Here is a 13,069-nt window from a genome sequence, read left to right as displayed (position 1 = left end):
AAAACATAAAGATGCGGACAAGGCTCTCTCAAACTAACAAGGCATTATGAGCGCGCAAGACGTTGGGAAACAACTCCTGTCACACCATCACGCATCGAGACGCCATAGAGCGCATCGGCAATCTCCATAGTGCGTTTCTGGTGCGTGATCACGATCAGCTGAGATTCTTCACGTAGCTCTTTAAAGATTGCCAGAAGACGCGACAAGTTCACGTCGTCGAGTGCGGCCTCAACTTCGTCCATCACGTAGAACGGAGATGGGCGAGCTTTAAAGATCGCGACGAGGAAAGCGATAGCTGCGAGTGAGCGTTCACCACCCGATAGCAAACTCATTCGCTTAACCTTCTTGCCTGCGGGGCGAGCTTCAATTTCAATGCCCGTGGTCAGAGGCGAATCTGGGTCGGTCAAAATCAGGTCACCTGTACCGCCGGGGAACAAAACGTCAAAGGTGTGCGCGAACTGTTTCTTCGTGTCTTCAAATGCGGAAACGAATGCTTCTTCAACCAGTCGATCCACATCGGTAATGATACTCATCAGATCGGCTTTCGATTCTTTGAGGTCTTTTACCTGTTCCATCAAGAATGCATGACGAGCAGCCAGAGCATCGTGTTCTTCCAAAGCCAAGGGGTTCACGCGCCCCAGGCGCACCAGCTCGTTTGAAGCTTTCTCAAAAGCCTTTTCTTGTTCGCTTCGAACAAAAGGCTGGCCTTCTTCGTTGACTTCTTCATCCGGGTCCGATGGGAAAACGGGTACCAGGGTATGGGGTCCGTATTCTTCAATCAAAGTGTCAGCATCGAGCGCAAGGGCTTCCATTGCTCGACGCTCAACATCACTCGCTTGCAATTCCAGTTGAGTGCGCGCAATTTCGTCACGTTGAACCTCGCCAGTAACGTCAGCTAGGCGCTTCATTTCTTCATCCAAGGCCAAGCGCAGGGCGCCAACGCGCTCATTTGCCTGCCGAGTTTCTTCACCAACCGCCGTCTGGCGGGCCGAGGCGATAGCAAGCAGCTGGGCAGCCTCATTCACTGCCCGACGCGCGTCGGCCTCAATCTCCGTTGCAGCACGCAACGCAACCTGGCGTTGAGCTTCGCGCTTCGCATAACGGCCCCGCTCTTCGCGCTCTTTTGCTGCTGCCTGGCGAAGGTTTCGGGCACGCGCAGCAGCCTGTCTTGATTGTTCTTCCAATGCTCGCAATGCCAGCCGCGCTGAGGTTTCCGCTTCACGGGCTTCTTTCGCCGTTCTGGCAGCAACCTCAGCTTTATCACGCGCTGCGTCGACGTCTTCAGAGGGACTCTCCGACACCGTTTCGACTTTTGATCGCGCTTCTTCAACACGTTCTTTAGCCCATTCGACATGATCCTCGGCGCGTTTGAGCGCTTCACGACCACGGCCTACCTCAGCTTCACTGGCCGCGAGCGCGGACTGAAGTCGTGCAGTCTTTTGAGCGCGTTCAGCCTGCAGGGCGTCGTGGGCACGCAGAGCTTTCAGGGCTTCGTTCGCTGCGCGTATTGCCACGTCCAGCGCAGTATTCGCTGCCGTGAGTTCATCAGAGAGAACTTCGCACGTGTGTTGTGCTGCCTCGGCCTTCGTAGCGGCTGCTTCGTGTTGGGCTTTGATGGCAAGTAATGAGTCGGCTGTCTGTCCGGCTGCTATCACACCTGAACGAGTCACCATTGTTCCGCTCAATGTAACGGCAACGTCCACTGTGTCGACCGCAATGCCACGTTGAGCAGCATCAAGATCGTTGGCAACTACTGCGCCACAAAGCAAGGCTGAAACGCTCGCTACGACTTTCGGGTCTGGTGTCACGCACTCTCGCGCCCACGTCAGGCCCTCGGGTAGTTTCTGCTTGGTAGGCCAGGCCTCGTCCTCATTCGCGATCATCATCCGTAACTGGCCGCTATTGGACTCCTGGGCGTCGCGCGCTTGAGTGAGCGCAGAATCCAGGGAATCCATGACGACGGCGTCCGCAAATGGGCCAAGTAGCGTCGCGATCGCGTTCTCGGTTCCTTGGCGGGCGTTCACGAAATCCTGGACGGCACCCAGCACGTGGTCATGATCGAGCAGGTGAGCTGTGTCATCGTCACGCGCAAGAAGCTGGGTCAGGGCATCACGGCGCGCTTCCCAGTGAGCACGATCAGCGCGAGCTTCGCGTTCAGAGGCAAGGAGGGCATCAACTTTTGCTCGTGCCTGATCTCGATGGATGCCCGCCTGCGTATGCGCGCGACTCACATCGAAATCGCCACCCGATTCTTCGGGCGCGTCCTCAACGGCTTTCTTCGCTTCTTCAGCTCGCGCGAGTGCAGCTTCGAGCGCGCTACGAGCACGACCGGCTTCTGCTTCACCGGCTTCCAATCGGGCGTGAGCACTCCCAACATCACCCGTCAGGCGCGCCACTTTCTCACGATGGTCAGCGACGAGCGCGTTGACCCTGGCGAGTTCTTTGGCTGCGCGTTGATCTTCGTCTTCCGCTTGTTCCTTGGCACGTACGAGGCCACTCAATTCACGTTGGGCTTGCTGAACACGCTGGAGAAGGTCCCCGTCCTCATTCGAAGCAGCTAATGCCTTCTGGTCCAAGACATCCGGGTCTTCACCCGTCGGGGTAGCTTCGGGGCGCGAATACTGTTTGACGCGCTCGGCAGAAATTGCGAGCGTTGTCTTCGCACGCTCATGGACGCTGGTCGCTTCCTGCCAGACTCGCGTCGCATCATTCGCATTGCGAGCGCGAGCTTCTTGATTGCGTTCGCTTTCCTCAATCGATGCCCGCAGATCCGCAATCTTGGTTTCATGCACATGCTTCAGCTCTTCAAGACGGGTATCAATATGCGACTGACGTTCAAGCTTCTCGCGCACGTTCACAAGATCGTCGGCGAGCAAGCGAGCTTTCGCGTCTCGCACTCGTGCTTGGATCAACGAGGCCTTGCGCGCCTGCTTCGCTTGGCGCGCAAGAGGACCCAGCTGGCGTCGGATCTCTTCAGTCAGGTCCAGAACACGCACGAGATTCTGATCCATGTCAGCGAGCTTCTTCAGCGCACGCTCTTTACGCCGGCGATGCTTCAGCACACCGGCCGCCTCTTCAATGAAGCCGCGACGATCTTCCGGGGTTGCTTGAAGGATCGAGTCTAGGCGCCCCTGCCCCACGATGACGTGCATCTGACGTCCCATGCCCGTATCGGACAGCAATTCTTGAATATCAAGCAGTCGAGCAGGTGAACCGTTAATTGCGTATTCGGAGCCCCCGCCACGGAACAGCGTCCTGGTGATTGTTACTTCCGTGTATTCGATGGGAAGCACGCCATCTGAGTTATCGATCGTCAGATCAATCTGCGCACGCCCTAAAGCCGGGCGTCCCGATGTGCCGGCAAAAATGACGTCCGACATGTTAGAGCCACGCAGGCTCTTCGCGCCCTGCTCGCCCATCACCCAAGCAAGTGCATCCACAACGTTCGACTTACCCGAACCGTTCGGACCCACGACACAGGTGATCCCGGGTTCAAGCTTCAACGTCGTCGCAGACGCGAAAGACTTAAACCCGCGTAGCGTCAGGGTCTTTAAGTGCACGGGTCAAGGATACGTGGAAACTGTGCGAAGAATAAGAAAAGTGGCGCCTGCAGATGCAAACGCCACTTTTTCATGCGCTGATGCGTGCTCCTCGGACAGGTTCACACTCATACACGATAGTCTCAGCAACACAGTTCAGGGAACCACAGTGCGATCTCACGCTCAGCAGAAGTCGGGGAATCGGAACCGTGAACAACGTTCTCCACGTGGTTCGAGCCCCAGTCGCGTCCAAGATCGCCTCGGATAGTTCCAGGAGCAGCCAAGGTCGGGTTTGTTGTGCCCATGAGGATACGCATACCCTCAATCACGCGGTCACCTTCAACCACGATGGCAACGAGCGGGCCTGAGCTCATGAAATCAACCATTCCGTTAAAGAAGTGTTGCTCACGGTGCTCCGCGTAGTGCTCTTCAAGGAGTTCCCTGGAGGCCTTCTTAATCTTCAGGCCCTTCAGGACATAGCCCTTCGCTTCAATGCGACGCAGGACCTCTCCGGTCAGACCGCGAGCAAACCCATCGGGCTTGACCAGGATCAGAGTGTGTTCCTTATTCGGGTCGAGCAGATCAGGAGTTGGCATTCGCCCTCCTTTCATTAACAAGTTGTTCAAGGAATCAATATCGTAATCGATGATCGCATCATCGCTCACACGACATGGCTGTGGTGGTACTCGGATGAATATCCACCACAGCCACACCGCATCACGACGCGTTTTCGATCATCTCTTTGAGAGCAACAATGCTCTCAGCTGCCTGCGGACCAGTAGCCCGCAATTCAACCGTTTCTCCCTGCTTCACACCGAGAGCCATGATTTCAAGAACGGAAGCAGCATCTGTTCCATTCACAAGAATCTCGGCATCGAATGTGGCTGCAAGACGAGCCAGAAGAGCTGCCGGACGAGCATGCAGACCAACCGGATCAGCAACAACCGCCGTGTCCGTGACACCATCGGTTGGAGCTGAAGGAGCCTGCTGATCCTGCTGCTTGGAGTGAAGCTCGATCATTGGTCCGATCGCATTACGCGCAGCATCGGCAACGTCATTCAGGCAATCACCCAATTGAGCGCGCACTGCAGCCGCGACAGCACCCTCAACAAGCGGAGCCTCGATGAACTTCAGGTGATCGGGATCGTCAGCAAAGTCCAGAACTGATTCAACCGTCATCGTGGCTGAACCAAGATCTGTCAGGATCACAACACCCGCACCATCGTCATCGCCAACCTTATCGAGGCAGGCGCTGACAGCGGCGTCAATCTTGTCAAAGGATGTACCGATCCCGCCCTCATCAGTGCCACCCGCGGCTTGGAAGAAAACCTCGGGAGCCATCTGCTGGGCAAGTTCGACCACGCCACGAGCCAGAAGATCCGAATGGCTTGCGATGACAAATGCAACGCGCGCCATCATTCCTCCTCAGCTGCTTCAAGTGCCTTCGCAAGGATGATCGCAGACGACACAGCACCCGGATCAAGGTGTCCCTTGGAACGCTCTCCCAGATAGGAAGCACGACCCTTGGTTGCCTGAAGAGGTTCAGTGGCGAGAGCACCCTTATGAGCGGCCTGGGAAGCAACCGCCAGAACCTGTTCAGGTGTGGCGCCAGATTCTGCGGCAGCCTTCGCTGCGTCATACGCCGGACCCCACGCATCGACCATGGTCTTCTCGCCACGCTCTGCCTTGCCGCGAGCCTGAATGCCACCGAGAGCACCGCCGATCAGGGCAGCAACAGCTTCACCGGTCAGAGGTTCGTCGACAGCCACCTTTGCTGCGCGCAGGAAGGCCGTTCCGTACAGAGGACCAGCAGCCCCACCGACCGTCGACATCAGAGTCTTCGCAACGATCTTCAGGCAGTCCTGAACGCTAGTTGGAGGCGTTGCTTCGAAGGCTTCCATGACCTTGCCGAACCCACGATCGAGGTTCTCGCCATGATCACCGTCGCCGATCTGGCGGTCCAGATCGATCAAGTATTCACGCTGAGCACCAATCTCTACGCGAGTAAGCGCAATCCAGCGCATTGCCCATGCAGTATCTAGCGCCATCTAGTCCCTCACTTCCATGCCGGTGTTGCCACCGGCGCATCGAACAGTTCAAGCATTTCGTCATCCACGCGGAGCAGGGAGACAGAAACGCCAGGCATTTCAAGGCTGGTCACGTAGTTGCCCACCATCGTGCGAGCAATCTTAATGCCGTCTTCTTCCAGCAGTTGAGCCAGTCGACGATGGCAAATGTAGAGCTCGGACGAAGGTGTGCCCCCCATTCCGTTGACCAGGGTAATCACACGCTGCCCCTTTTCAAGCTTCAGGTCATCACGAACCTTGGTATAGAGCTCTTCTACCAGTGCGTCAGCGGTTTCCATCTTGCCTCGACGGTAACCGGGTTCACCGTGGATACCGATGCCGAGCTCGATCTCGTCTTCGCCAAGATCGAAGGAGGGCTTACCTGCGTGAGGAACCGTGCACGGGCCAAGTGCAAGGCCCATGGAACGCATCTCATCGTTCACACGCTGAGCGATTTCGGTGACCTTGTCAAGGTCGTCGCCACGTTCTGCTGCTGCACCGGCAAGCTTCTCAACAAAGACGGTGCCGGCAACGCCACGACGGCCTGCGGTGTACAGCGAGTCTTCGACCGCGACGTCATCATTGACGACAACGGAACGGACCTCGATGTCTTCCATTTCAGCCATTTCGGCGGCAGTCTCGAAGTTGAGGACGTCGCCGGTGTAGTTCTTCACGATGTGCAGGACGCCTGCACCGTGATCGGCAGCCTTTGTGGCTTCGAGGATCGGATCCGGGGTCGGGGACGTGAAAACGGCACCAGGAACGGCGGCGTCCAGCATGCCCAGGCCGACAAAGCCTGCATGCAACGGTTCGTGGCCAGAGCCACCACCGGAAACCAGACCGACCTTGCCGCCTACCTTCGGGGTTGCGCGGGTAACGAAATCGGGATCAAGATGGACCTTCACCATATCCGCATGTGCCAAGCCAAATCCTTCGAGGGTTTCCTTGACGACGTTGTGGACGTCATTGACCAGCTTCTTCATCGTGCCTCCTTGCATCAAAACAGAGCGGTCATGCTCTGGGACTATGGTGCCACGACTTTTGCTACTCGACTAGCACAAAGAAGGCTCGCTGACCCCTATGGACGAATGCCGGCAAGATCAAGCATGTGACCTGCAAGAACGACCGAGCCAAAGACGACCACGCCGCATTTGTCTGCGGGGTCAGTGGTGGCTTCAGCAAGGGTCGCCGCACGATCAACTGCTTCGCCAAGACTGTCGCGTACTTCCACCCTGTCTTCACCAAAGACATCGATTGCAATTTCGCGCAATTGCTCGATATTCGCAGCACGTTCGCCGGGCATTTCGGTGATGACAATCGAGTCCAGATGCGGTTCCATTTCGGCAAGAACGGACTCGATGTCCTTGTCTCCCATCGCCGAGTACACGCCGACAACGTGAGCGAACGCGAAGGAATCGTCAAGCGCATCGGCGAGGACGCGAGCACCTGCGGGATTATGTGCAGCGTCGACAAGAATTGTCGGGGATGTGCGCACAACCTGCAGGCGTCCCGGTGAAGTCACCGTCATCATGCCATTTTCAACGATCTTTGCATCCAAGGCGCGACCGCCCATGAACGCTTCGACGCCAACCAGAGCAGCCGCCGCATTGTGGGCCTGGTGTTCGCCAAAGAGCGGAACGAAAACGTCAGTGTAGGTGGCGGAAGGAGTGCGGACAGTAACCAGCTGACCGCCAACACCCATCTGGCGATCAATAACCTCGAAGTCTCGGCCTTCAAGGCGGACGATCGCATCGACTTCGCGGGCGCGGTCCAACAGGACCTCTAGTGCTTCTTCGGGTTGCTCGGCGATCACGACAATCTGACCGGGCTTGATAATCCCGGCCTTTTCTTCTGCGATTTCACGGATCGTGGAGCCCAGCCACTTCGTATGATCCAGATCGATCGGCATGATCACCGAAACGCCGGCCTCAATGAGGTTCGTGGCATCCCACGTTCCACCCATGCCGACCTCGATGACGCCCGCATCGACCGGGTGGTCCGCAAACGCTACTAACGCTAGAGCGGTAAAGACCTCGAAAAACGACAGGCGCACTCCTCCGTTAGCAACCGACTTCGTGTCGACCATCTCGACGTAGGGCGCGATATCGTTCCAGGCTGCAATAAAGGCTTCGCGGGAAATTGGTGCGCCTTCGATACTCATTCGCTCGCGCACATCAATCAAATGCGGAGACGTAAATCGTCCGACGCGCACGCCGAAGGCAGTTAGCACCGCATCGATCATGCGTGCGGTCGACGTCTTGCCGTTCGTACCCGTAATGTGCACGGTCGGGAATGTATTCTGCGGATCGCCCAGGATATCGAGCAGCATCCGGATGCGATCCAAGCTCGGCTCAATGTCGTGTTCGGGGGCACGCTCGACGATTGATTCGTAGATCTTAGCCACTGCAGCATCCAGCTCAACCGAATCTGCAGCCTTCGCGAGAGCCTCTTCGTGTTCTGCGCGCGCTGCCTCGGCGTCGTCGGCGAAGTCTTCGTCGATATCGCCTTCCAGTTCGGCGAGAATCGAAGGATCCGGGCCAAGGAGCAAGGAGGATTCGACGAGGTTCCGCAGAGCAGTTTGCAGTTCAGTCTCTTCGGCATCGTGCCCGTGATCCGTTACGTCAGTCAGTGCTAACTCATCGGGCTCGTCAGCCGCTTCAAGGTAGGGAATCAAATCCGCAGGGATTGAGCCTGCAACCGCTTCTTCCTCGCTATCGCCAAAGAATGCGGGGTGATCGTTCGACATGAGGGCCTCCAGAGCGCATGTTGCCCGGCGCATCGAAAGTGAGCGCAGTTAAAAGCAACCCGCCTATTTTATACGGTTCGGGGCTGGGAGCACTTCGTAGTGATGTGATCCCAGCCCCGAGTCACGCGATCACATGATCAGTGCTTTGCGACGCTCACCGTGAGCTTCTCGCCGGCTTCCACGTTCACATGAAGGGCGAGCGTTTCGTGGGCGATCATTTCAGTATGCGCGTTCACGGCGTCCACGCGATCAGTAGGAACAACAAGGTTCAGCGTGATGCGGTCAGCAATGTGCAGGCCGGCGTTCTTACGCTCATCCTGCACGGCGCGGATCACGTCACGCGCGTAGCCTTCAGCTTCCAGCTCCGCGGTCAGCTCTGTATCAAGCAGGACCACCGTGCCATTGCTCATGACGTCCGCCGCCTGGCCTTCTTCAGCGTCCACGGTGGTGGTCACTAAGAACTGCTCGCCGGTCAGAACAACCGGCTGGCCGTCAAGCTGGACGGTCGCAAAAACACAGCTACCGTCTTCGTTCACGGTCCACTCGCCCGACTTCTGCGCCTTGAACAGCGAAGACGTCAGCTTACGGAGCTCGGGAGCAAAGGCGCGCGGATTCAGCGACAGTTCGATGTTCGCGCGCAAACCGGATTCTTCCGGCGTTTGGAAGTGAACGTCCTTGACGTTGACCTCGAAGGCAACAAGCTCAGCGAACTGGCCGAGCGCACCCGCCTGCTCAGAGACGATCGTCATGCCGGCAAGTGGCTGACGAACGCGCAGGTGATGGTTCTTACGCAGGGCGTGTGCCGTTGAGACAACGTCGCGGACCTCGTCCATTGCGGACACCAGTGCGTCGTCAGCAACCAGATCCGAGATCACCGGGAAGCAGGCCAGGTGGACAGACTCACCACCGGTCAGACCGCGCCAGATTTCCTCGCTGAGCAACGGGAGCAACGGAGCTGCGATCTCAGACAGACGGACAAGAGCGGTGTACAGCGTGTTGAACGCAGCCGAATCCTCGTCCCAGAAACGCTGGCGCTGAGTACGCACGTACCAGTTCGTCAGAACATCCAGGTAATCGCGGACATGCTCGCATGCCTTCGCGATGTCATAGCAATCCAGGTCAGCCTTGACATCGGCTGCGAGCGAGCGCGTGTGTGCCAGCAGGTAGCGGTCCATCTTCGACAAGACGGAAACCACCGCTTCGTCGTTGAGGTTCCAGGCCTTGGCCTCGTACCCCTTGCCCCCATTCGCCGCCCCCGCGTACAGAGTGAAGAAGTAGTAGGTATTCCAGATCGGCAGTAGCACCTGGCGAACCGTGTCGCGGATGCCCGTATCGGTCACCATGAGATTGCCACCGCGGACGACGGGCGAGCTCATGAGGAACCAACGCATCGCATCCGAACCGTAGGTGTCGAACACACCGTTGACGTCCGGGTAGTTGCGCAGGGATTTGCTCATCTTGCGACCGTCATCGCCCAGAACGATGCCGTGCGAGACAACGTTCGTGAACGCCGGGCGGTCGAACAGAGCGGTCGCCAGGACGTGCAGGGTGTAGAACCAGCCACGCGTCTGGCCGATGTACTCGACAATGAAGTCGCCCGGGTAGTGCGACTCGAACCATTCCTGGTTCTCGAACGGGTAGTGAACCTGCGCGTACGGCATGGAACCAGACTCGAACCAGCAGTCGAGAACATCCGGGATACGGCGCATCATCGACTTGCCCGTCGGATCATCCGGGTTCGGGCGAACCAGCTGATCGATGAACGGACGATGCAGGTTGTCTACCTTCACGCCGAAGTCGCGCTCAAGTTCCTTAAAGGAACCGTAGACGTCTTCGCGCGGGTAGTTCGGGTCATCCGAACGCCAGACCGGGATCGGCGCACCCCAGAAGCGGTTACGCGAGATCGACCAATCGCGAGCGCCGGCAAGCCAGTTTCCGAAGATGCCGTCCTTGGTGTGCTCAGGAACCCAGGTGATCTCCTGGTTGAGTTCGACCATGCGATCACGGATAGCGCTGACGCGCACGAACCACGAGGACACAGCCTTGTAGATCAACGGCTTACGGCAACGCCAACAGTGCGGGTAGGAGTGAACATATGACTTCTGCTGAACCAGAACGGCGCGCTTGCCTTCGGGAACACGGGCCAGCGGACCAGTAGCATCGCGCAGATCAACGATGATCGGCTTATTCGCATCGAATACCTGCATGCCCTGGTAGTCGGGAACCTCAGACGTGAAGCAACCACCTTCATCCACCGGAATGACCGGTAGGATTCCGCGTTCCTGGCAGACGAACATGTCGTCTTCACCGAATGCGGGTGCGATGTGGACCAGGCCGGTGCCGTCTTCCGTCGATACGTAATCGCCGGGGATGATCGTCCAGCCGTCCGGGCCGGGAGCCGCACCCTTGGCACGGTGATCGGCGTTGTCGAAATAGTCGAAGATCGGGAAGTAACGCTTGCCCGCAAGCTCGCTACCCTTGAAAGTCTTCACGATCTGCGGTTCTTCGCCCAGTTCCTTCGCGTATGCGCCAAGACGCCCCTCAGCGACAATGACATCCTGGCCGGCAACCGGGGACTCAAGGTCAGCCGGAACGCGCACGACCACGTAGTCGATGGTCGGGCCAACGGCGACAGCTTCGTTCGAGGGCAAGGTCCACGGGGTCGTAGTCCAGATCAGGACCAGTTCGCCCTTGTCAGAGCCCTCAACAAGAGGCTCTTCGAGGCGCATACCAACGGTGACCGTGTTGTCCTGACGATCCTGGTAGACATCGTCATCCATCTTGAGCTCATGGTTGGACAGCGGGGTGCGGTCGTGCCAGCAGTACGGCAGAACGCGGTGACCCTGGTAGGCAAGATCCTTGTCATAGAGGGTCTTGAATGCCCAGATGACCGACTCCATGTAGTTCGGGTCGAGCGTCTTGTAGTCGTTGGAGAAGTCAACCCAGCGAGCCTGGCGGGTGACGTAGTCTTCCCACTCGTTCGTGTAACGAAGAACAGACGAACGGCAGGCCTCGTTGAACTTCTCGATGCCGAGGCCACCTTCGCGGGTGATCTCAGTGACGTCTTCGATGCCGAGGATACGCTGCGCCTCGAGCTCAGCGGGCAGACCGTGCGTGTCCCAGCCGAAACGACGTTCAACGCGGTGGCCGAGCATCGTCTGGTAGCGACCAACAACGTCCTTGACGTAGCCGGTCAGAAGATGACCGTAGTGCGGAAGGCCGTTAGCAAAAGGCGGGCCGTCGTAGAACACGAACTCGTTCTGACCGCCTTCGCCAGCAGGTCGCGCCTCAATGGACTTACGGAAGGTATCGTTATCGGCCCAAAAGGCCAGGGTTTCGCCTTCCATCTGCGGGAAGGACGGGCTTGCGTCCACCTCGTTGTCGCGGTGACGCGGGTAAAAGCCGTGCTTCGTCATTGTTGTCCTCGTCTGTTCGAATCACAGGGACGAGGACCAGCTTCACTGGGACCCGCGGTACCACCCCGCTTGCTCTACCACCCCGATGCGTGCGCACCGCAGGAGCAAAGCCGCTTCTTTTATTCGCTGTAACGGGCTCACCCGTTCGGTTCTACTGTGGGCGCACTGCGAGCGCGCCCGGTTCTTCCGAAAACTCCCCGGTGATACCCCGCGCCGTGTGGCGCCGGCCGGATCAACGTTGGTGTTTATCGTAGCTGAAATGACGACTGAGAGCCGAGCCAGTCCACGTGGCTTATCCCTCACATCCCTCCGGCGAGGGATCAACGTCAACGGTGAGTCTTCCCGGTCACTTGTTGCGGGCGACCAGCGTATTCGTTGTCTGAGCAACGGGATCGCCCTGAGCCTCGGGCTCAGTTTCCGTAGACATGGTAGGCGGTGCCTCCGCTCGCGCGCGCCGGCGGGCCACTCTACGACGATGAAGCCACACGAAAAATAGCGTGATCGGAATAATCACGATAAGCCATGGGACAAACATGATCAGTCCATACACAAGTCCTGCGATTCCCCTGGAGAAGGCCTGCCAGGATTCTTCCCATGCCGACCTTGAGGGGACCGGAGTGATCGCTGTCGAATGAAAAGAAACCTCAAGAGTTGAATACGACACCTGGTCGGAATACCAGGCGCGCTGTGCTTTCAGGCTGTCGAGTTCTTCCTGACGACTTGTAAGTTCGCGTTCGGCTTCCAAGAGATCCGATGTCGTCTCTGCCTGATCGATCAAAGTGGTAAGACGTGCGATAGACGCTTCCAACACTGTGATGCGAGCGTCAAGGTCAGTGACTTCAGCCCCCACATCGGCAGTATCAGTCGATTGATCAGTGACCTTCCCCAATTCTGCCAGCTTCTGACGAGTTTCTTCGAAGCTATTGGCTGGGATCTTGAATGTTGCGTTGCCCCACGGTGAATCCGATTCTCCTTGCAGGGAAGAATGAGCAACTGAGCCACCCGCTTCAGTGACGATAGTGGAGGCCTGAGCTAACGCTTCGCTGGGATCAGCAACATCGAGGAGCAAATGACCGGTGACGATAACGTGGGCTTCAACCGTTGTTCCTTGCGATTCGCTGTTCGAGTCATACGAAGAGTCAAAGTCTGAGTTACTCGCCTCGCTCGTAGAGGAGCCATAGTCGTAGTTCTGACCCACGGACGCCTCACTGGAGTCAGAACTCGTTGTTGAGCTTGCACAACCGGCTAAAAGCAGACTCGTTATCGCTACAAGGGCAGTTGCGACCAGTGGCTTTCGCGCTG

The 13,069-nt window shown here is 57.7% G+C and carries 8 protein-coding genes; all 8 read right to left on the bottom strand.

Going from position 1 to position 13,069, the window contains the following annotated elements:
- Positions 1-44: 44 nt before the first annotated feature.
- The 8 genes from smc to QP109_RS04585 all read right to left on the bottom strand — a co-directional run bounded on the left by smc (position 45) and on the right by QP109_RS04585 (position 12,965).
- The gene (smc, locus tag QP109_RS04620; protein ID WP_285023601.1) at positions 45-3,560 is read right to left on the bottom strand and encodes a chromosome segregation protein SMC; all 3,516 of its coding nucleotides are present in this window, start codon (positions 3,558-3,560) and stop codon (positions 45-47) included.
- A gap of 122 nt (positions 3,561-3,682) precedes the next feature.
- Entirely contained in the window at positions 3,683-4,135 is a 453-nt protein-coding gene (gene ndk, locus QP109_RS04615) for a nucleoside-diphosphate kinase (RefSeq protein ID WP_101627233.1), read from the bottom strand.
- 121 nt (positions 4,136-4,256) lie between these two features.
- On the bottom strand, positions 4,257-4,958 hold the full coding sequence (gene dhaM / locus QP109_RS04610) for a dihydroxyacetone kinase phosphoryl donor subunit DhaM (RefSeq protein WP_285023599.1): 702 nt from the start codon (positions 4,956-4,958) through the stop codon (positions 4,257-4,259).
- Positions 4,955-5,587, bottom strand: coding sequence for a dihydroxyacetone kinase subunit DhaL (gene dhaL / locus QP109_RS04605; RefSeq protein WP_101627235.1), 633 nt, complete (start codon positions 5,585-5,587; stop codon positions 4,955-4,957). Before dhaL ends, dhaM begins: the two co-directional genes overlap by 4 nt.
- Positions 5,588-5,595: 8 nt before the next feature.
- A complete protein-coding gene (dhaK, locus tag QP109_RS04600) occupies positions 5,596-6,588 on the bottom strand; it encodes a dihydroxyacetone kinase subunit DhaK (protein ID WP_285023597.1) in 993 nt (330 codons plus the stop codon).
- A gap of 95 nt (positions 6,589-6,683) precedes the next feature.
- Positions 6,684-8,351: a bifunctional folylpolyglutamate synthase/dihydrofolate synthase gene (locus QP109_RS04595; RefSeq protein ID WP_285023595.1), complete on the bottom strand. Its 1,668-nt coding sequence runs from the start codon at positions 8,349-8,351 to the stop codon at positions 6,684-6,686.
- A 137-nt stretch (positions 8,352-8,488) separates the two neighbouring features.
- Positions 8,489-11,767: an isoleucine--tRNA ligase gene (gene ileS, locus QP109_RS04590; RefSeq protein ID WP_285023593.1), complete on the bottom strand. Its 3,279-nt coding sequence runs from the start codon at positions 11,765-11,767 to the stop codon at positions 8,489-8,491.
- 346 nt (positions 11,768-12,113) lie between these two features.
- A complete protein-coding gene (locus QP109_RS04585; RefSeq protein WP_285023591.1) occupies positions 12,114-12,965 on the bottom strand; it encodes a DUF4349 domain-containing protein in 852 nt (283 codons plus the stop codon).
- Positions 12,966-13,069: the final 104 nt, after the last annotated feature.

The organism is Pauljensenia sp. UMB9872 (genome assembly GCF_030212665.1).
Lineage (GTDB): Bacteria > Actinomycetota > Actinomycetes > Actinomycetales > Actinomycetaceae > Pauljensenia > Pauljensenia turicensis_B.
The sequence above is the reverse complement of the archived record's forward strand: the minus strand, read 5'-3'. Positions and strand labels throughout refer to the sequence as shown.